General features: G+C 71.1%; 15 protein-coding genes, 1 tRNA gene and 1 pseudogene. 11 read left to right on the forward strand and 6 right to left on the reverse strand.

All coding sequences use genetic code 11. The features are described 5' to 3' along the window. Positions 1-219: 219 nt before the first annotated feature. The 6 genes from ACZ61E_RS12080 to ACZ61E_RS12105 all read left to right on the forward strand — a co-directional run bounded on the left by ACZ61E_RS12080 (position 220) and on the right by ACZ61E_RS12105 (position 6249). Positions 220-1458, forward strand: coding sequence for an NAD(P)/FAD-dependent oxidoreductase (locus ACZ61E_RS12080; RefSeq protein WP_469699477.1), 1239 nt, complete (start codon positions 220-222; stop codon positions 1456-1458). Next, the gene (locus ACZ61E_RS12085) at positions 1455-1781 is read left to right on the forward strand and encodes a (2Fe-2S)-binding protein (RefSeq protein WP_469699478.1); all 327 of its coding nucleotides are present in this window, start codon (positions 1455-1457) and stop codon (positions 1779-1781) included. The genes ACZ61E_RS12080 and ACZ61E_RS12085 overlap by 4 nt, the downstream gene beginning before the upstream one ends. Next, on the forward strand, positions 1778-3349 hold the full coding sequence (locus ACZ61E_RS12090; RefSeq protein WP_469699479.1) for an FAD/NAD(P)-dependent oxidoreductase: 1572 nt from the start codon (positions 1778-1780) through the stop codon (positions 3347-3349). Before ACZ61E_RS12085 ends, ACZ61E_RS12090 begins: the two co-directional genes overlap by 4 nt. Continuing rightward, complete coding sequence (locus tag ACZ61E_RS12095; RefSeq protein WP_469699480.1) at positions 3346-4302, forward strand: dihydrodipicolinate synthase family protein; 957 nt, start codon at positions 3346-3348, stop codon at positions 4300-4302. Before ACZ61E_RS12090 ends, ACZ61E_RS12095 begins: the two co-directional genes overlap by 4 nt. Further along, a complete protein-coding gene (locus ACZ61E_RS12100; RefSeq protein WP_469699481.1) occupies positions 4302-5303 on the forward strand; it encodes a proline racemase family protein in 1002 nt (333 codons plus the stop codon). The genes ACZ61E_RS12095 and ACZ61E_RS12100 overlap by 1 nt, the downstream gene beginning before the upstream one ends. A 364-nt stretch (positions 5304-5667) precedes the next feature. Continuing rightward, positions 5668-6249 (forward strand): TMEM165/GDT1 family protein, encoded by a 582-nt coding sequence (locus ACZ61E_RS12105; RefSeq protein ID WP_469699482.1) that lies wholly within the window; start codon positions 5668-5670, stop codon positions 6247-6249. A gap of 115 nt (positions 6250-6364) precedes the next feature. Here ACZ61E_RS12105 and ACZ61E_RS12110 read toward each other — a convergent pair. Next, positions 6365-6448, reverse strand: a pseudogene (locus ACZ61E_RS12110) (VOC family protein); the annotation flags it as partial. 358 nt (positions 6449-6806) lie between these two features. Between ACZ61E_RS12110 and ACZ61E_RS12115 the strand changes: the two are divergent. The 3 genes from ACZ61E_RS12115 to ACZ61E_RS12125 all read left to right on the forward strand — a co-directional run bounded on the left by ACZ61E_RS12115 (position 6807) and on the right by ACZ61E_RS12125 (position 10879). Further along, entirely contained in the window at positions 6807-8075 is a 1269-nt protein-coding gene (locus tag ACZ61E_RS12115; protein ID WP_469699483.1) for a hypothetical protein, read from the forward strand. A 239-nt stretch (positions 8076-8314) separates the two neighbouring features. Then, positions 8315-9640, forward strand: coding sequence for a geranylgeranyl reductase family protein (locus tag ACZ61E_RS12120; protein WP_469699484.1), 1326 nt, complete (start codon positions 8315-8317; stop codon positions 9638-9640). 207 nt (positions 9641-9847) lie between these two features. Next, positions 9848-10879 carry a TerC family protein gene (locus ACZ61E_RS12125; RefSeq protein WP_469699485.1) on the forward strand — a complete coding sequence of 344 codons (1032 nt, stop codon included), beginning with the start codon at positions 9848-9850 and terminating at the stop codon, positions 10877-10879. A gap of 208 nt (positions 10880-11087) precedes the next feature. On the opposite strand, the gene ACZ61E_RS12130 is transcribed toward ACZ61E_RS12125, so the two are convergent. After that, positions 11088-11161, reverse strand: a tRNA-Pro gene (locus tag ACZ61E_RS12130). A 386-nt stretch (positions 11162-11547) separates the two neighbouring features. Here ACZ61E_RS12130 and ACZ61E_RS12135 point away from each other — a divergent pair. Both ACZ61E_RS12135 and ACZ61E_RS12140 read left to right on the forward strand, forming a co-directional pair. Continuing rightward, positions 11548-15048, forward strand: coding sequence for a ThuA domain-containing protein (locus ACZ61E_RS12135; protein ID WP_469699486.1), 3501 nt, complete (start codon positions 11548-11550; stop codon positions 15046-15048). 68 nt (positions 15049-15116) lie between these two features. Continuing rightward, entirely contained in the window at positions 15117-15998 is an 882-nt protein-coding gene (locus tag ACZ61E_RS12140) for a sugar phosphate isomerase/epimerase family protein (RefSeq protein WP_469699487.1), read from the forward strand. Positions 15999-16139: 141 nt separating this feature from the next. Here ACZ61E_RS12140 and ACZ61E_RS12145 read toward each other — a convergent pair whose 3' ends face one another. The 4 genes from ACZ61E_RS12145 to ACZ61E_RS12160 form a co-directional block, all read right to left on the reverse strand. Next, the gene (locus ACZ61E_RS12145) at positions 16140-16670 is read right to left on the reverse strand and encodes a GNAT family N-acetyltransferase (RefSeq protein ID WP_469699488.1); all 531 of its coding nucleotides are present in this window, start codon (positions 16668-16670) and stop codon (positions 16140-16142) included. 250 nt (positions 16671-16920) lie between these two features. Next, complete coding sequence (locus ACZ61E_RS12150; protein WP_469699489.1) at positions 16921-17790, reverse strand: ABC transporter ATP-binding protein; 870 nt, start codon at positions 17788-17790, stop codon at positions 16921-16923. After that, positions 17787-18803 (reverse strand): ABC transporter substrate-binding protein, encoded by a 1017-nt coding sequence (locus ACZ61E_RS12155; protein ID WP_469699490.1) that lies wholly within the window; start codon positions 18801-18803, stop codon positions 17787-17789. The genes ACZ61E_RS12150 and ACZ61E_RS12155 overlap by 4 nt, the downstream gene beginning before the upstream one ends. An 89-nt stretch (positions 18804-18892) precedes the next feature. After that, positions 18893-19741 carry an ABC transporter permease gene (locus ACZ61E_RS12160; protein ID WP_469699540.1) on the reverse strand — a complete coding sequence of 283 codons (849 nt, stop codon included), beginning with the start codon at positions 19739-19741 and terminating at the stop codon, positions 18893-18895. Positions 19742-19947 lie beyond the last annotated feature (206 nt).

The following is a 19947-nucleotide window of genomic DNA, read 5'->3' on the forward strand; positions in this document are numbered from 1 at the left end:
GGCGTGTCACGAACTGGCGCCGTCCGCCCGAAGTGCGGGGCTCATCGCGTCCGTCACCGGACGTACCCGCGCTGCGTACGACAACGCGGCGGGTGTCAGTGGTCGCGGGCCGGGCGGGACCCGGCGGACACCCCGAGCAACCGCCGGGCGGTGTCGTTGACACCCCTGGCACGTCGCCATAGCCTCGGTTTCGTTCGTTATGCAGAACGCGGAGGTCCGGTGAACCGAACACGAGTCGTCGTTGTGGGCGCCGGGATCATCGGCGCCGCCTGCGCCCGCGAACTCGCGCTCGCCGGTTTCGACGTACTCGTGCTGGACCGTGCCGGGGCCGCCGCCGCGACCACCTCGCACGGCGAGGGGAACATCCTGGTCTCCGACAAGGGCCCCGGCCCCGAGCTGGAACTCGCCCGGCTTTCCCGCGAGTTGTGGCCCGAGGTGCTGGCCGCTCTCGCCGAACGGGCCCCGTCGCCGGACAACCCGCACGACCCGCACGCGGTCGAGTGGGATCCCAAGGGCGGCATCGTCGTGGCCACCACCGCCGAGGGGGCCGAGGCGCTGCTCCCCTTCGCCGCGGCCCAGCGCGCGGCCGGGGTGAGGGCCGAGATCCTGGACGACGACGCCCTGACCGCCGCCGAGCCCTTCCTCACCGAGCGGCGCACCGCCGCCGTGCACTACCCGGAGGACGCGCAGGTGCAGCCGGCCGCCGCCGCGACCGCACTGCTCACCGACGCCCTGCGGGCCGGGGCACGCCTGCGCACCGGCAGCGAGGTGCTCGGCGCCGCCACACGCGGCGGGCGGCTGACGGGCGTGCGCACGGCGGACGGGCCGGTGGAGGCCGATGTGTTCGTCAACGCCGCCGGGCCGTGGTCGGGCGAGGTCGCACGGCGGCTCGGCGTCCCGCTGGACATCCGACCGCGCCGCGGCGAGGTGCTGGTCACCGCTCCCCTGCCGCCGACGGTCTTCCACAAGGTGTACGACGCCGACTACGTGGGCGCGGTGGGCAGCGGCGCGGGGGATCTCCAGACCTCGGCCGTGGTCGAGTCCACCCGGGCGGGGACCGTCCTGCTCGGATCGTCCCGGCGGCGCGTCGGCTTCGACGACCGTCTGCGCCCCGAGGACCTGTCCGCGATCGCGGCCAAGGCGCTGAAGCTCTTCCCCGTCCTCGCGGGCGTCCACGTCATGCGTGCGTACGGGGGCTTCCGCCCGTACGTCCCCGACCATCTGCCCGTCATCGGCGCCGATCCGCGGCTGGCCGGGCTCTGGCACGCGACGGGGCACGAGGGCGCCGGGATCGGGCTTTCCGTCGGCACGGCGCGGCTGCTGCGCGAACTGCTCACGGACAGCGCGACCGCGATCGACGCGGGCGCGTTCCGGGTCGACCGGCCCGCGGTGCTCGGCGGTCCACCCGACGCCCCGTCCGCCACCGACACGACCGACGCCATCGAGGAGGGATCATGAGCCCACGTCTCGTACCCGCCGGATCCGATCCGGCAGGGCGCGGGGACCGGCCGCTGACCATCACGGTGGACGGTGATCCGTACACCGGTGTCGTCGGCCAGACGGTGGCCGGGGTGTTGCTGGCCGCGGGCCGCACCTCCTGGCGCCGAGCCCCCTCGGGAGCGCCGCGCGGTGTGTTCTGCGGTATCGGCGTCTGCTTCGACTGTCTGGTGACGGTGAACGACGAGCGTGACGTACGGGCGTGCCGGCGCCGTGCCAGGGACGGTGACGCGGTGACCACCCAGTCACGGGCCACCGGCGAGCGGGACGGGCAGCGCCCATGACGGGAGAACCGGCGGCCGGCCGCCGTCATGTCGTCGTGGTGGGAGCCGGACCCGCCGGGCTCGCCGCCGCCGACGCGGCGCTGGCGGCGGGCGCCGGGGTGACGCTGATCGACACGGCCGAGCGGCCCGGCGGCCAGTACCACCGCATGCTGCCGGAGGCGTACGGGTCGACCGGCCCCGGAGCCCTCCGGCACGGCCACCGCTCCTTCGACCGCCGGGTCCGCCGGGTGCTCGGTCACCCGAACTGCGCCTGGTGGGCGGAGGGTTCCGTATGGGCGCTGGAGCGCCGCGACGGCACCGATTCGGCCGACTCGGCCGGTCCGACCGGGGGCGGGCCGCCGCTGGTGCATGTCCTGAGCGGTACGCCACGGCGCCGCCACGTACTGGAGCCGGACGCCCTGGTGCTCGCCCCCGGAGCCCACGACCGGGTGCTGCCGTTCCCTGGCTGGGACCTGCCCGGCGTCTACACCGCGGGCGCGGCCCAGGCGCTCGCCAAGGGAGAGCGGGTGGCCGTCGGGGACCGGGTGGTGGTCGCGGGCACGGGTCCGTTCCTCCTGCCGGTGGCGGCGTCTCTGCTGGAGGCCGGGTCCCGGGTGCTGGAGGTGCTGGAGGCGGGCGGGCCGCGAGCGGTGGCCGGTGGCTGGCTGCGCCGCCCGTGGGAACTGGGACCGCAGCTCGGCAAGTCCGGTGAACTCCTCTCGTACGCGGCGGCGTTGGGGCGCCACCGGGTGCCCTACCGGCTCGGCCGGGCGGTCGTCGAGGCGCGTGGGGACGGCGGGGTCGAGGAGATCGTCACCGCCCGCGTCCGCGCGGACTGGTCGGTGGTGCCCGGCAGCGAGCGGGTCACCGCCGTGGACGCCGTCTGCGTAGGTCACGGGTTCACGCCGCGGCTGGAGCTGCCGGTCGCGGCCGGATGCGCCCTGCGCGCGTCGTCCGCCGGTTCGCCGACGGGTCCGCGTGCCGGAGCCACCGCCGGTGCGCCGTCCGACGTCTTCGTCGCCGTGGACGACGACCAGCGGACGAGCAGGCCCGGCGTGTACGCGGCGGGCGAGATCACCGGCATCGCCGGCGCCCCGGCCTCCCGCGCCGAGGGCGCCGTGGCCGGCTGGATCGCGGCCGGCGGCGCCCCGGAATCCCGCGCCCTGGCCGCGCTGCGCGCCGACCGCGACCGGGGCAGGGCGTTCGCCGCGCGGCTCGCCGCCGCCCATCCCGTCGGCCGGGCCTGGCCCGGCTGGCTGCGCCCCGACACCGTCATCTGCCGGTGCGAGGAGACGACGTACGCGGCGGTGTGCCGGTCGGCCGCCGACCCCGCCCGTACGGAACCGGCGGTGGCCAAGCTCGCGACGCGGGCCGGGCTCGGCCCGTGCCAGGCCCGTATCTGCGGGCCCACGGTCGCCGAACTGCGCCGTACCGCCACCGCCACCACCGGCACCGGCACCGGCCACCATCACCGGCCCGTCGCCGAGCCGATCACGCTCGGCGAGCTGGCCCGTCCACCCGAGCCCCCGCCGGGCTCGTCCGACCCGTCCGCGCACCCCGACTCCCCCGTGGAGGAGAGCACTTCGTGAACACCACCACCGACGAGCCCAGCCGGCCGACCCGCCCCAACCCGCTGACCGGGGTCGTCGTCGCGACCGCGCTCCCCTACCGGCAGGACCCCTCGGCCCCGGCGGGCCTCGCCGTCGACTACGACACCTACGCGGACCACTGCCGCTGGCTCGTCGACAACGGCTGCGACGGGGTCGGCCCCAACGGATCGCTGGGCGAGTACTCCTCGCTGACCGACGACGAACGCCGCACCGTGGCCCGTACCGCCATCGAGGCGGTACGGGGTCGCGGCAAGGTCGTCGTCGGCGTGCACGGGCCGGGTTCGCACCAGGCCGTGCGCTGGGCCGAGGCCGCGGCGGAGGACGGCGCCGACGGCGTGCTCTGCCTGCCGCCGACGATGTACCGGGCCAACCCCGCCGAGGTGGTGGCGCACTTCGAGGCCGTGGCCGCCGTCGGCCTGCCGGTCATGGTCTACAACAACCCCGTCGACACCAAGGTCGATCTGACGCCCCGGCTGCTCGCGGAGATCGCCGGGATAGACAACGTCCTGGCGGTCAAGGAGTTCTCCGGCGACGTACGGCGCGTGCTGGAGATCAAGGAACGTGCCCCCGGTATCGACGTGATCAGCGGCGCCGACGACGTGGCGCTGGAGAGCATGCTGATGGGGGCCACCGGGTGGTTCGCCGGCTTCCCGAACGTCTTCCCCGCCGAGTCCGCCCGCCTTTTCCGGCTCGCCTCCGACGGGCGGCTGGAGGAGGCGCGCGCCCTCTACCGGCCGCTGGTCGCCGCGTTCCGCTGGGACTCCCGTACCGAGTTCGTCCAGGCCATCAAGCTGGGCATGGAGATGGTCGGGCGCTACGGCGGCCCCTGCCGCCCGCCGCGCGGCCCGCTGATCCCCGCCCACCGGGAACAGATCACCGCCGAGATGCGGCAGGCGATCGACTTCCTCACCACGGAAGGTCGGCCGAACTGATGCGCAGCGTACGGACGATCAGCGCCGTCGACTCCCACACGGAGGGCATGCCGACGCGCGTGGTGACCGGAGGGGTCGCGCCCGTCCCCGGCGACACGATGGCCGAGCGGCGCCGCCACGCGATGCAACACCTGGACCCGCTGCGGAGGTTCCTGGTCGACGAACCCCGCGGGCATCCGGCGATGAGCGGGGCGATCCTGCAACCGCCGACGCGTGCCGACGCGGACTGGGGCGTGCTGTACATCGAGGTCAGCGGCTTCCTGCCGATGTGCGGGCACGGGACGATCGGGGTGGCGACGGTACTGGTGGAGACGGGCATGGTCACCGTCACGGAGCCCGAGACCGTCGTACGTCTCGACACCCCGGCCGGTCTGGTGGAGGCCCGGGTGACGGTGCGCGACGGCGTCGTGGAGAAGGTCACGCTGCGCAACGTCGACGCGTTCGCGCTGGAGCTGGACGCCGAGGTGACGGTGCCGGGACTGGGCGAGGTCCGGTACGACATGGCGTACGGGGGCAACTTCTACGCCATCGTGGACCTCGCGTCCCTCGGGCTGCCCTTCGACCGGGCGCGCAAGGAGGACATCCTCGCGGCGGGGCTGGCGATCTCGGAGGCCGTCGACGCGCAGAGCCCGCCGGTGCATCCGGCGGACCCGGCGATCCGCGGCTGCAAGCACGTGCAGTTCCTGGCGCCGGGCTCGGACGCCCGCCACTCCCGCAACGCGATGGCGATCCGGCCCGGTTGGTTCGACCGGTCACCGTGCGGGACGGGGACATGCGCCCGGATGGCGCAGCTCCACGCCCGTGGGGAGCTGGCGCTGGAGACCGAGTTCGTCAACGAGTCCTTCATCGGGACCCGGTTCACGGGGCGGCTGGTGGGCACGAGCGAGGTCGCGGGGGTACCGGCCGTGGTGCCGGAGTTCTCCGGCCGCGCGTGGATCACCGGAACGGCCAACTACCTGCTGGACCCGGCGGATCCGTTCCCGCACGGCTTCGTGCTCTGACACGCCCCTGATCCGTGTCTGATCGTCCGCCGATCCACCCCCGGTCCACGCCCGATCCGGCCCTGGTCCCCCTCCGATCCGTCCTACGGTCCGGTCGCCGGGCCGTCCGACGGCACCTGTTACGATCGACAGCAGCGAAGGGGAGTAGTCCCGAGAACCGCTGGTCGACACACTGGACGCCCTTGGGTGTCCCGGCCACCGGGCCGCCGCGCACTCTGCGGGGGCGGACGAGACCTTCGGCCAAGGCATGATTCCGGCCCGCACCACCGTGTGGGCCGCACCATCGTGCCGGGTCGAATGGTTCTTCCCGTCGCCCTCCGGGTGCCGCACGAGCTACGGCCCGGCCCCGGCAGAAAGCAAGAGAATGACCTTCGACCCCCTGGCGATCCTCACCGCCTTCGGGCTGATCTTCCTCGCGGAGCTCCCCGACAAGACGATGTTCGCCTCGCTGGCCATGGGCACCCGGATGCGGCCGCTGTACGTGTGGTTCGGCACGTCCACCGCCTTCCTCGTGCACGTCGCCATCGCGGTCGGCGCCGGCAGCCTGCTGAGCCTCCTTCCGGCGATGGCCGTCAAGCTCGTCTCCGCGGCGCTTTTCGCGTTCGGCGCCTTCGTCCTGCTGCGCGGCGGGGACGACGACGAGGAGGAGGACGGCGGCAAGACCGTCACGGGCTTCTGGCCCGTCTACACCACCGCCTTCATGGCCGTCTTCATCAGCGAGTGGGGCGACCTCACCCAGATCACCACCGCCAACCTGGCCGCGAGCAACGGGTGGCTGCCCACCGCGATCGGCTCGGCCCTCGCGCTGATGTCGGTCTCCGCGCTCGCGCTACTGGTGGGCCGCTTCATCGCGCAGCGCGTACCCCTCAAGACCGTGCAGCGCATCGGCGCGGCGTGCATGGCGGGTCTCGCCGTGTGGACCCTCGTCGAGGCGTTCACCCTCTGACGCCGGGACACCGGGCGCCGCCGCCCCGTGAAAGGGGCCGCCCGGACGAGGGCGGGGCGGCCGGTCGTCGTACGACTCCCCGGGCCGGGGTGACCGGCCGTCGCCGTACGCGTCGGACGACCGGTTCCCCGATGCCCAGCATGTTCCCCTCGCTGTCTCGGGACCAGGCGCCGCGCTCGCCACGGGCGCCCTTGCTCGGTAGTGAGGGGTCGGGCGTGGGCACGACCGGGCGTGAAGGGGCCGGTGGCGGCGCGGATGGCGGTCCGGTGCTGTCCGGTCTCGCGCGGGCGGACCAAGTCGGCTGTTGCGAGGGCGTGTTGGGGTCGGTCCCGTGACCGCATCCGCACGCCGGGGGCGGTCACGGGACGGGACGAGCAAGTCGCGTACGTGGTACGGCGGGCGTGGTTGCGCCACGGCGGCAAGGGACGCCGGCGGCCGATTTCACACCGTCGGGCCCGGCCGAAGGGCAACCGATCCCCGGTGAGAACAGTCTTGCCCTTCGAAGGGTTCCCCACCGCAGGACACCGTCCGTTCACCCGTCCTACAGAGGTTGTTCCATGCCGAATCCCCCACGCACCCGTCGTACTTCCCGCAACTCCCGTGCGGCGGTGACCGCCGTCGCCGCGCTCGGCGGAGCCGCTCTGATCGCGCTGGGCACGGTCCCGGCCGCGTTCGCCGACGACACCGGGCCCGCGCTGGTCGTCGGCGACATCGCCCCGATCGAGGGCGTCGAGCCGGGCAGCGGCTTCGACCAGCCGGTGACGGTCTCGAACAAGGGCACCGAGGCCGCGGACAAGGTCTGGATCCACTACTCCGTCACCAGGGGACTCGGTTACGCGGCGATCCCCTCCAACTGCGAGACGCACCAGGTGCCGTCCTACGACGAGATGACCGAGAAGTCGAACGTCGTGTGCGAGTTCGACCAGAAGGTGGAGCCCGGTGGCGTCTACGCGCCCGAGAAGCCTCTCGCGATCAAGGCGCTCGACCGCGCCCTCCACGACGACCTGCGGGTGAGCGTCGGCGACACCGACCCGGAGCTGGACGAGAACGCCACCGAACCGGTCGCCGGGACCGCGCCCGCGGTGAAACTGGTGGAGCGTCAGGACGGCGGCGAGGGCGGCGAGAGCGCCGTCGACGTCACGGTCACCTCAGTCAACACGGCCGACTTCCGGGTGACGGGCGACGAGTTGGCGGGCCGGGTCGGTGAAACGGTCACGCTGGAGGTGAAGTTCGCCAACGCCGGTCCCGGCTGGGTGCTGACGAAGGAAGGGGACCCGCTCGTCCACGTCCTCGTCACGCCGCCCGCCGGCACCTCGGTCGTCAAGGGTCACGGGTTCTGCGAGCCCGTGGGGAAGGCGTACGACTGCGGCACCAGCCAGCGCTGGGTCAACGAGGGCGGGGGCGAGACCTACACCTTCAAGCTGAGGATCGACAAGCAGGTGGCGGGCGCGAAGGGGTCGGTGGCGCTGAGCGGCGAGGCGCGGCCGTTCGACCCGGACAAGGCCAACGACAAGGCCACCATCACGCTCGACGTGACGGGCGGCGGGACGTCCGGATCGAGCGGATCCGCCGACGGCGGCTCGGCGAGCGGCTCCGGTGGCTCGACCGGCGGCAGCGGTGGGAGCGGCGACTCGGACGGCGGCTCCTCGTCGACCGGCGGTGCCGGTTCGTCGTCGGCCGGCGGCGAGTCGGCCACGGGAGGCGGCGACCTGGCCAGCACCGGTTCCTCCTCGGCGCTGCCGATCGCGGGCGCGGGCACCGCCGCGCTGGTCGCGGGTACGGGCATCGTCCTCGTCGTACGCCGCCGGGCCCAGCACACCGGCTGACCCCCACGGTGTCTTCGGCGCCCCTACGGCCAACGGTCCGTAGGGGCGCCGATCCATGTCATCCGCCGTGACGGCTCGTTCCGGGGCCCCCGAGGCGCCCGCCGTGGGCCGACGGACTGCCAGGGCTGCGGATTGGGTAGATCCGTCCCATTGGACGTGACCAGCAGTACCCGCGACGAAGCCGCGGAAGCTCGCAGCACGGCGCGGACACGGTCAGCCGACGATTCCAGGAGGCGTACGTGCCGAGTACAGACCCGCGGCAGCCGGGCCCGGTCACCGGAGACGAAGAGGCGCGAGTGATCGTGGTGGGCGCGGGGCCCGCCGGTGCGACCGCCGCCATGTATCTGGCACGCGCGGGCGTCGACGTCCTGCTGCTGGAGAAGGGCACGTTCCCCCGGGAGAAGGTCTGCGGTGACGGCCTCACCCCGCGCGGTGTGCGCCAGCTCGTACGCATGGGCGTCGACATCGACGCCCCCGGCTGGACGCGTACTCGGGGAATGCGCTGGATCTGCGAGGGCCGGCAGGTGCACATCGACTGGCCCCGCCTCGGGGGTCATCCCGACTTCGGCCTCACCCGCAGCCGGTACGACTTCGACGAGATCCTGGTCCGCCACGCCTGCGAGGCCGGAGCACGGCTGCGCGCGGAGGTGAAAGCCACCGGCCCCCTGACGGACCGCGCCGGGCGGATCATCGGTGTGACGGCGGTCGCGGGCGCGGACAAGCAGCCGAGGACGTACCGCGCGCCGGTGGTCATCGCCGCCGACGGCGCCTCCGCCAGGACGGCCCTGGCCATGGGCCTGGAGCGCGATCCGGCCCGCCCGATCGCCACCGCCGCCCGCCGGTACTACCGCAGCGCCTCCCGTACCCATGATCCCTACCTTGAGCTCTGGGCCGATCTGCGTTGCTCCCGCACCGGCCGCGACCTGCCCGGATACGGATGGATCTTTCCCCTGGGTGACGGCCGGGTCAACGTCGGCCTGGGGTCCCTGCCCCACCGCCGCCACGGAGCGGTCGACCTGCGGACCACCATGGACCAGTGGCTCGCGCGCCTGCCGAAGGAGTCGGAGCTGACCGAGGAGAACGCCGATTCGCCCCTGCGGAGCGCCGCACTGCCCATGGGCTTCAACCGCCGTCCCCAGTACAGCCGCGGTCTGCTGCTGGCCGGCGACAGCGGGGGCATGATCAGCCCCTGGAGCGGCGAGGGTGTCACACAGGCCATGGAGGCCGGTGAGGCCGCCGCCGAAGCCGTCGTCCTCGCCCTGCTGCGCCCGAGCGGGCCGGGCCGGGAGGAGGCGCTGCGGCAGTACCCGAAGGAGATCAACCGCCTCTGGGGACGCTACTACCGGCTGGGCAACCAGGCCGCAGACCTCGTCCTCGGACGGTACGGCTACCGGCCCGTCCTCCACCGGCGCGTCATGGCCTCCCCCGTCCTGGTCCGCTCCCTCGCACGGCTGCTGACCGAAGTCGCCGACGAACCGGGCCACGACGCGATCGACGCCGTCCTGCACAGCCTGCTGCGTCTGGTGCCCCGGCCGGCCCTGAGCGGCGGCACACGGAGACGGTGACCGCGGGCGCGTCGGCCCGCGTTGACCGCCTGGACCGCCTCGACCCCGCTGGTTCCGTCGACCGCATCGACCGCCTCGGCTCCCTCGCGACCGGGGCGTGCCGAGACATGTGAGGATCGCCACGACCAGGGACTTTAGACCTTCTCTTTACCATTCCTTGGTCATCCTTGTACCGTTGGCGCTTCAGAACATAGGGAGGGACCGGGGTTGGACGTCTCAACGACCATGTGGGTGCTCACGATTGTGGGCTTGTGCGCACTCATCACGGCCGACTTCTTCATCGGCGGCCGGAAGCCGCACGAAGTCTCGATCAAGGAAGCGGGCATCTGGACGGTCGTCTGGATCGTCCTCGCCGTACTCTTCGGCATCGGCCTCGCGATCTGGGGCACCGGCCAGGCGTCCGGCGAGTTCTTCGCGGGCTACGTCACGGAGAAGTCGCTCAGCATCGACAATCTCTTCGTCTTCGTGCTGATCATGGCGAAGTTCGCGGTCCCGACGATCTACCAGCAGCGCGTCCTGATGATCGGTGTCCTGATCGCGCTGGTGCTGCGTGCGGTCTTCATCGCCGCGGGTGCGGCCGCGATCAACTCGTTCGCCTGGGTCTTCTACATCTTCGGTGCCTTCCTCATCTACACCGCCTGGAAGCTCATCCAGGAGGCGCGGGCCGGCGAGGACGACGAGGACTGGGAGGAGGGGCGCCTGATGAAGGCCGTCCAGCGGCGGCTGCCCTCCACCGACAAGTGGCACGGTACGAAGCTGTTCATCCGTGAGAACGGCAAGCGGCTGGCCACCCCGATGCTGATCGTCATGCTGGCGATCGGCATCACGGACGTGCTGTTCGCGGTGGACTCGATCCCCGCGATCTTCGGCCTGACCCAGGACCCGTACATCGTCTTCACCGCCAACGCCTTCGCGCTGATGGGTCTGCGGCAGCTCTACTTCCTCATCGTCGGCCTGCTCAAGAAGCTGGTCCACCTGAGTTACGGCCTGTCGGTCATCCTCGCCTTCATCGGCGTGAAGCTGGTGCTGCACGGCATCCACGAGACGACGAGCCTGCACGTACCGGAGATCTCTCTCCCCGTCTCGCTGAGCGTCATCTGCGGCGTGCTGATCATCACGACGATCACCAGCCTCGCGGCCTCGAAGAAGGCCGCGGAGCAGGAAGCCGCCGAGCAGGAGGCCGTGAAGGCCGGGGCGGACAAGCCGGGACCGTCCGAGAAGACGGACGCCCAGGGCTGAGCCCGCGCATCACCGACCAGGCCCTGTCCGCGCGCGCCGGACAGGGCCTGGCGCATGCCCGGTCACCGCCGGACGCGCCACCCGCGATCGCCGCGCCGGGAACGGGCATCGCCGCGCGACACCGTCGATGGTCGACACGAGCGGTGAAACAGCTGAGGGCCTGTCCCGGATTTCTCCGAAACAGGCCCTGACCTGCGACTCTCTCAAGTCGGGACGACAGGATTTGAACCTGCGACCCCTTGACCCCCAGTCAAGTGCGCTACCAAGCTGCGCCACGTCCCGATGCCCGCCTGACCTGGGGTTTCCCCTGGCCGAACGCGCATGAGAACAATACCGCACTCAGGCCGGTGGTCACGAACGGCTTTGGCCGGCCCTCCCCACCGGGGGCTTGTCCCCCGCCCCGGGCCGCAGCGCCGTCCGCCGGCGGACGGGCCGATGGGCCGGCGCCGGGCAACGCCCCCGTCCGCACCGCCTACCCCGGCCACATTCGGCCCACGTCGGCCGAAAACGCCCGGCCGCACGGCGCCGCCCCCGGCGCGGGCAACTCCCCTACCACAGTGGGCGCTTCCGACCCATTGACCCTCCGGAACCAGTGAACCTACGCTATGCGACGTACTTAAGAAAGCGCTTTCTACCATTCGTAGCCGCCACCTGCACCGGGAGCGCCCGTGAGTAGCCGTCCACCGGAACGACCCCCCACACACAGAAGCCGATCCCGAAAGGCACTGACGCCCTTCACCGTCGTCCTGGCACTGCTCGCTCTCGTGCTCGGACTCGGGGTCGCCTCGCCCCCTCCCGCGGAGGCCGCGCCCTACCGTGTCCTGGTCTTCTCCAAGGTCACCAACTTCGAGCACGAGTCGATTCCGGCCGGTATCGCGGGCATCAAGAAGCTCGGCGAGGAGAACGGCTTCGAGGTGGAGGCGTCCGACGACGCCGCCGTGTTCTCCGACTCGAACCTCGCGCGCTTCCAGGCGATCGTCTTCAACAACACCAACTCCACACCGGAGTCGGGCGATCTGCTCAACAGCTCCCAGCGCGCCGCGCTCCAGAAGTTCATCCGCGCGGGCGGCGGCTGGGTGGGACTGCACGCCGCGTCCGCGAGCGAGCGCGACTGGGCCTGGTACGAGGGGCTGACCGGGGCGATCTTCGATAAGCACCCCGCCGTCCAGACCGGCCGGGTCAAGGTGCTCGACCAGGCGCACCCCTCCACCAAGGGACTTCCTGAGCTCTGGGAGCGTACGGAGGAGTGGTACAACTGGCGCACCAACCCGACGGGCAAGGTCCACACGCTCGCGCAGATCAAGGTGAACGACGGCATCACCGGGCTCGACGAGGGCGTGGACCATCCGTGGTCCTGGTGCCAGAACTACGACGGCGGGCGCTCCTGGTTCACCGCCGGCGGTCATGACGCGTCGGCCTTCGAGGAGGAGAACTTCCTCAAGCACCTGCTCGGCGGCATCCAGTGGGCTGCGGGCAACAAGCCCGGCGACTGCTCCGCGAGCAAGACCGGGGCGTTCACCCGTACGCAGTTGGCGACGGACCTCTCCGACCCGTACGAACTGGCGGTGACCCCGGACCGCCGGGTGATCTACATCGAGCGCACCGGCAAGCTCCAGGTGCTCGACCAGGCGACCCGCGAGACGACCACCGCGCTGGACTTCGAGTTCAGCCGCAAGATGACGGAGCAGTCCGACGGGCTCATCGGTCTGACGCTCGATCCGGACTTCGCCGAGAACAACTGGCTCTATCTCCTGCACTCCGACAAGGAGAAGAAACAGCTCAACCTGTCGCGGTACACGCTGACGGGGAACACCGTGGACCCGGCGTCCGAGAAGCGTGTGCTGGAATTCGCCACCGAACGCGACGAGCAGCGCGCCAATGTGCACATGGCGGGCTCGCTCGCGTTCGACAGGAACGGTGACCTGTACATCGGGACCGGTGACAACACCGACCCGTTCGTCTCGGACAACTTCACGCCGATCGACGAGCGCGAGGGACGGCACGTCTTCGACGCGCAGCGCACCTCCGCCAACACCAACGACCTGCGCGGCAAGGTCCTGCGCATCACCCCCGAGGACGACGGCTCCTACTCGATCCCGGAGGGGAACCTGTTCGCGCCCGGTACGGAGAAGACCCGTCCCGAGATCTACGCGATGGGGCTGCGCAACGTCTTCCGCATCACGACCGATCCCAAGAGCGGAGCGCTGCTGGTCGGCGACTACGGGCCGGACTCGCGGGCGCCGGACCCGAACCGCGGGCCGGAGGGCACGGTCGAGTTCAACCGCGTGCCGAAGGCGGCGAACCTCGGCTGGCCGTACTGCATCGGCGCCAACACCCCGTTCAACGACTACGACTTCGCGACGAAGGTCTCGGGCCCGAAGTTCGACTGCGACAACCCGGTCAACGAGTCGCCGAACAACACCGGTCTGCGCGAGCTGCCGCCGGCCGTGCCGGCGACGGTGCCGTATCTCTACTCGGGCTCGCCGCAGTTCCCCGAGGTCGGCGGTGGCGGTGCGCCGATGAGCGGTCCCGTCTACGACTACGACCCCGACAACGCGTCGCCGACGAAGTTCCCCGAGTACTTCGACTCGAAGTGGTTCGCCTACGACCTGGGCCAGAACTGGTTCAAGACCTTCTCCGTCCAGCAGAAGGACCAGTCGTTCAGCGATCCGCGCTTCCCGCCGGCGAAGGCGGGTGACATCCAGTCGGTGAACAAGATCTTCACCGACATGAAGTGGAACCAGCTCTTCGAGTCCGAGTTCGGGCCCGACGGCTCCATGTACGTGATCGACTTCGGCATCGGCTCGGGCGCCGGCCGTACGGGTGTGATCAACCAGGGCACCGGCATCTACCGGATCGACTACGTGGGCGACGGCCAACTGCCCACCGCCAGGATCACGGCCACTTCCGAGACCGGACCCGGGCCGCGCAGCGTGAAGTTCTCCAGCGAGGGCTCCGGCCTGCCGGGGGGCAAGCCGGTCACGTACGCCTGGGACTTCGACGGGGACGGCACGATCGACTCCACGAAGGCCAACCCGACCCATATCTACACCGACGACGGTGTCTTCGCCGCGCGGCTGACGGTCACCGGGCCCGACAAGCTGTCGGCGCAGGCCACCCAGGAGATCACCGTCGGCAACACACGGCCGGTGGTCACCATCCAACAGGCCCCGGACGGCGGTATGTTCAGCCTCGGCGACACCGTGCCCTTCACGGTGAGGGTCAACGACCGCGAGGACGGCAAGGGCGCGCAGATCGACTGCGAACGCGTCAAGGTCGAAGGGCGGCTCGGCCACGGGACCACCCTGCACGCGCTGGAGTCCAAGCAGGGCTGCTCGGGTGAGTTCACCGTCCCGACGTCCGACGAGCACGCGGACCAGGACCTCTTCTACCGGATCACCGCGAGCTACCGGGACGACGGTGGCGAGGGTGAGGGCGTGCCCGCGCTGACCGGCACCGCCACGTCGAATCTCAAGTCCTCGTACCGCGAAGGGGAGTTCTTCACCTCCACCGGCGGCGAGAACGGCGGCGTCACCGTGGGCGCCCGCGCCGAGGCGTCCGGCGGCAAGCGCGTCATCGAGGTCGAGCACGGCGACTGGGTCGCGTACGACCCGGTGAATCTCACGGGCGTCCAGTCCGTCACCGTCGGGGGCTCCTCGGGCGGCACCGGCGGCACCATCGAGTTCCGCAACGGCTCGCCGACCGGCCCGCTGATGGGTTCGGTGACCATTCCGAACACCGGCGGCTGGACCAACTTCGTCTCACCGACGACCGCTCTCCGGCCGGTCGGCGGCACGGTGAAGATGTACGCGGTCTTCAGCAACCCGGAGTGGAAGCCCGACGGGCAGGACGTGCTGTCCCTCGACTGGCTGCACTTCAACGGCCGCGGGGTGGAGCGCAAGCCGGGCACGAGTGTCACCGTCGCCACGTCGGTGGAGGAGGGCGCGGCGCCGCTGGCCACGAAGCTGACCGGCACGGTGAAGCTCGCCGAGGGCCGGACGGTCGCCTCGTACCGCTGGAACTTCGGTGACAACACGAAGCCCACCGGCGAGCAGGGCGCGAACGCGACCCACACGTACGCCAGGCCGGGCGCCTACACGGCGCATCTCACGGTCACGGACGACAAGGGCGACACGACGACCGGCGCCGTCGAGGTCCTCGCGAAGTGAGTTCACCGGACACCGGACCAACGCGAGCCGCAGCAGAGCGAGTTGAACGAACCGAGAGAAGAGGTCACGTGAAGGGCACACGAAGAGCGTTCCTTGGTACGGCGGCGGCGGGGCTGGCCGCGGTCGGACTGGCGTCCACGCCGGTCACCGCCCACGCGGCGGAGTCCGGCCGGCACCACGACCCGAAGTGCCGGCGGCGGATTCCGCGCGGCGGCATCGGCATGCACCTGTACACCATGCGGTCCGTCCTGGAGACGGACTTCGAGGGGACCTTGGAGCAGCTGGCGGACATCGGCTACGCGACGGTCGGGGTCAGCGGACGGTACGGCCGCAACGCCACCCAGATCAGGCAGGTGTTGGACGACGTCGGCCTCAAGGCCGTTCTGGAGCACGTCGGTTACACCACGGTGGCGGGCACCGGTCTCCAGCAGGCCGTCGCGGACGTCCACACGCTGGGCGGCGAGTGGGTCGTCGTACCGAGTCTGCCGACCGCGATGCACACCCCCGCGGGCTACCGCGAGGCGGCGGCGGCGATGAACAAAGCGGGCCGGGTGGCGCGCGAGTCGGGCCTCGGCCCGGTGCTCTTCCACAACCACGACGCGGACCACCGCACGGTCGAGGGAGAGGTGCTGTACGACATCCTCCTCAACGAGACCGACCCGGAGTACGTGGGGTTCGAACTCGACGTCTACTGGGCGGCGAAGGGCGGCGCGGACCCGCGCCGGCTGTTCGTGGAGGAGGGCCCGCGCTTCCCGGCGCTGCACGTCAAGGACATGGCACCGAACGGTGACTTCGCGGATGTCGGCTCGGGCGTCCTGGACTTCGCGGAGATGTTCGAGACGGCGCACCGGGGTGGCGTACGGCAGTGGCTGGTCGAGCACGACTCGCCGAAGGACCCGTTCGCCACGGCGCGCAACAGCTACCGGCATCTGTCGAGGCTGCGGTACTGAGGCGGGACAGCACTCCTGACGGTGTGTCGCACCCTCCGACCGGTCTTCTGGCCGGTCGGAGGGTGCGGTGCGTCACGGGGACGCCGTTCCGGGGGCCGGGGGCGGCAGCGGGGTCGGTGCGGCGCCGGCGGGCGGGCGTGCTCACGAGGGTGCGGCGTAACAGTGCACCCGTACCGTCTGCTCCGGCCCCCACCGCTGCTCCGCCGTGGCCATCAGCGTCCATCCCTGGCGTTCGTACAGCGCCGCCGCGGACCGGTCGGACGTCACGACGTCCAGTACGGGATGCAGCCCGCGTCCGCGGGCGTCGCGGTCCGCCTCGGCCAGCAGGAGCGCGCCGATTCCGTGGCCCCGGGCCTCCGGCGCGACGAACAGCCTGCTCACCACCGCCGTCCGCTCCGGACCGATGCCGGTGCGGCCGCTCCAGAGTCCGGGCGCGGCGTCGTCGGGCCGGGCCGGGGAGAGGCAGATGTGGCCGGCCACGACGCCGTCGAGCAGCGCCACCCAGACGGCGGGCGGCTCGGCGGGGGATCCGGGTGGCGTCAGCCAACCAGCGGGGTCCTGGGGCCAGTTGACCGGGTAGCCGTCGCTCGCGTGGACCTCGGCCAGAACGCGGACACAGGCGTCGAGGTCGGAGGGGTCACGGCGTCTGACGGAGATGCGTTCATGGCTCACCGACGCACCCAATCACAGCGCCGGCCCGCGGACACCCCGGTTTTCGGGACGGCCGGGCGGCCGGCCGGACAGCGAACCGCCCCTTCCGCCGGGGCGGGAGGGGCGGGAGGGTGTGCGCCACGCGGTCTCACCGGGTCAGCGGCCCGGTCGGCCCGGGGCACGGGTCACCGCGCGGAGCGGCGTACACGGGCGGCGGCGGCACTTCGACAAGTCGTGCCACCACCGCCCGGCCGCTGGGACCGGCCCCCCGTCAGTCCTCCGCCGACGCCGCGCCCAGCAGTTCCCTGATGTGTGTCGTGGCCTCGCGGAACTCCGGCCGGGCCAGGGTCTGCACGTAGTCACGCTCGGGCGGCAGCCCCACGTCGATGATCTCCGTGATCGTGCCCGGCCTGGGGCTCATCACGACGACCCGGTTCGCCAGGTAGACCGCCTCCGAGATGGAATGGGTCACCAGTAGCACGGTCGTGCCGGTCTCCCGCCAGATCCGGTTGAGCTCCATGTTCATCTGCTCGCGCGTCAGTGCGTCCAGCGCGCCGAACGGCTCGTCCATCAGCAGTACCGGCGGCTGGTGCAGCAGGGCCCGGCACAGGGCCACCCGCTGCTGCATCCCGCCGGACAGCTCATGCGGATACGCGTCCTCGAAGCCGCTGAGGCCGGTCATCCTGATGAGTTCGTCGGCGCGTTCACGGGCCGTCGTGTTCGGCATCCGGCGCATCTCCGCCTGGAGCAGGATGTTGCGCCGGGCGCTGCGCCACTCCAGCAGGGCGGCCCGCTGGAAGACGTATCCGATGTCGGGCCGTGGCCCGTCGACCCGCTCGCCGTGCAGCCTTACGTCACCGCTGGACGCCTTCAGCAGCCCGGCGACCAGCTTGAGGAGTGTCGACTTGCCGCAGCCCGAGGGGCCGACGATCGCGACGAACTCGCCCATCGGGACGTCGAGCGACACGTCCCGCAGGGCGGTCACGTCGCGGTCCTTCGTACGGAACCGGACGGCGACGTCGTCCAGGGAGACCGCCGCCCTGCCGTCGGCGCCGGCGCCGTTCCCGGTTCCGCCGTCCTTGCTCAGTCTGGTGTCGCTCACGCCATGCTCCCGGAGAGTCGCTTCCCTGGGCATCGTCATCCCTTCAGTGCCGAGCTGTCCCAGTAATCCGCGGGCGCCTTGGGGTCCTTGACGAGACCGGCCTCGGCGAAGACGTCGATGGTCTCCTGCCAGTCGGCCTCGGTGTTGAGCCCGGGGGCCTTGCCCTGGGTGGCCTCGGTGTGCAGCAGTGTGATCGTCGTCGCGAACTGCTCGGTCAGTACGGTCTCCGGCGGGAGCTGCTCGGACGCGCCCTCCATGGCGGCGACCGCGGGCTCCGGCGCCTTCTCGGCGGCGGCCCACGCCTCGCTGACCGCGGCGGCCATGCGCTTCGTCAGGTCGGCGTCCGACTGGAGGATCTTCTGGCCGGCGATCAGGCCGTTGGAGTAGAAGTTCAGTCCGTGCTCCGAGAAGCGGAGGTACTCGACGTCCTTCTTGGCCTTGTCGGCCATCGTCGGGCCCTGGTCGCTGGCGTAACCGAGCAGCGCGTCCGTCTTGCCGGAGATCACCGCGGCGATCTTGCCCGCCGGGTCGGTGTTCTGGATCTTGACGTCGGACGGCTTGAGGCCGTTCTTCTCCAGGAAGATCGGGAACGTCTTGCTGAGTGCGTCACCGGCCGTTCCCGCGATCGTCTTGCCCTTGATGTCGGCGGGCGTCTTGATGTTCTGGTCGGCGAAGAACTGCACGGACGAGGGTGTCGTCTGGAGCATCACACCGAGGCTCTTGACGTTGACGCCCTGGTCGACCCCGCTGATCACGGCGGGGGTGTCCGCCCAGCCGAAGTCGGTCTGCCCGGCGGCGGTCGCCTGCACGGTCTTCTGGGATCCCTGGCCCGCGCGGATCTCCAGGTCGATGCCGTGCTTCTCGAAGATCTTCTCCTTGACGCCGTAGTAGAACGGCGCGTGTTCGCCGTACGGGTACCAGTTGAGCGTCAGCGTGACCTTGTCGAGCTTCTCGCCGGAGTCGCTGGTGGTGGTCTTGTCGCCGTCCTCGCCGCAGGCGGTGGCGACCAGAAGAAGCGGCACGAGGCCGATCAGGAGTCTGCGGGAGTGCATGGCTGGCCCTTCTCGGAGGAGAGGTCGGGGTCGGACGTGATCGGTGGCACGGCCGTGGCCGGTCGGCCCGTCGTGGGCGGCCGGCCTCATCAGAAGGAGGTCGTGACGTTGTTGTCCCGGCGGCTGGCGTGCCAGGGCAGGAAGAGCTTCTCGGCGATCTCGACCAGGACGAACAGGACGACGCCGATCAGTGACATGACGAGCAGGCCCGCGAAGAGCATCGGGGTGTCGAGGTTGCCGTTGGCCTGGAGGATCACATAGCCCAGGCCCTCGTTGGCGCCGACGAACTCACCGACGACCGCGCCGGTGACCGCGAGCGTCACGGCGACCTTGAGTCCGGAGAACAGATGCGGCAGCGAGGCCGGGAAACGGATCTTGGTGAAGGTCTGCCAGGGCTTGGCCCCCATCGTCGCGGAGAGCTGGAGCATCTCGGGGTCGACCGCCTTGAGGCCGGTGACCATGGAGATCACGACGGGGAAGAAGGCGATGAGCACCGCGATCAGGACCTTCGGCGTGATGCCGAAGCCGAGCCAGACGACGAACAGCGGCGCGATGGCGATCTTCGGTACGACCTGGGCGAAGAGCAGGATCGGGTAGAGGGTCTTCTCCACCGTCGACGAGTAGACCATGACGACGGCGGCGAGCACCCCGACGACGACGGCGATGAGGAAGCCGAGCAGGGTCTCGTAGGTGGTCACCCACGTGTGTTCCCAGATGTAACTCGTCTTGCCCGTCAGCACGTCCAGGGTCGCCCCGGGTGAGGGGACGAGATACGGCTCGACCAACTCGGCGGCGGCGACGGCCCACCACGCGACGAAGCACGCGAACAGCAGCGCGACGGGCCGCCAGCTGGTCTCGACGACCTTGCCGAACCGCTCCCCCGCTCCTGGCCTGTTACGTGTGGCGACTCCCGCGATCTCTTTAGTCGGTCCCGGCATGACGCTCTGGCTCACAGTCAACTCCTCGGGAATCAAGAGCGGTTGGGCACCGCTGTCCGACCCTCTGCTGTACCGGCCGCTGCCGTACTGGCCAACGGAAGAAGCGCTTTCAGAAAGCGCTTTCTGGTAAGGTGATCGCCACGCTAATGACTGCTTGTCCGAACGGTCAATAGGTCGTCCGGAAGTTTCGGGGCCCCGCCAGGGGA

This window comes from Streptomyces sp. NPDC104581 (assembly GCF_055583685.1).

Excerpts from the sequence above, each read along its gene's own strand:
- ACZ61E_RS12115 (WP_469699483.1), top strand. The coding sequence starts at position 6,807 with ATGCCGAATCCCCCACGCACCCGTCGTACTTCCCGCAACTCCCGTGCG.
- ACZ61E_RS12105 (WP_469699482.1), top strand. The coding sequence starts at position 5,668 with ATGACCTTCGACCCCCTGGCGATCCTCACCGCCTTCGGGCTGATCTTC.
- ACZ61E_RS12155 (WP_469699490.1), bottom strand. The coding sequence starts at position 18,803 with ATGCACTCCCGCAGACTCCTGATCGGCCTCGTGCCGCTTCTTCTGGTC.
- ACZ61E_RS12090 (WP_469699479.1), top strand. The coding sequence starts at position 1,778 with ATGACGGGAGAACCGGCGGCCGGCCGCCGTCATGTCGTCGTGGTGGGA.
- ACZ61E_RS12160 (WP_469699540.1), bottom strand. The coding sequence starts at position 19,741 with ATGCCGGGACCGACTAAAGAGATCGCGGGAGTCGCCACACGTAACAGG.
- ACZ61E_RS12150 (WP_469699489.1), bottom strand. The coding sequence starts at position 17,790 with ATGACGATGCCCAGGGAAGCGACTCTCCGGGAGCATGGCGTGAGCGAC.
- ACZ61E_RS12100 (WP_469699481.1), top strand. The coding sequence starts at position 4,302 with ATGCGCAGCGTACGGACGATCAGCGCCGTCGACTCCCACACGGAGGGC.
- ACZ61E_RS12085 (WP_469699478.1), top strand. The coding sequence starts at position 1,455 with ATGAGCCCACGTCTCGTACCCGCCGGATCCGATCCGGCAGGGCGCGGG.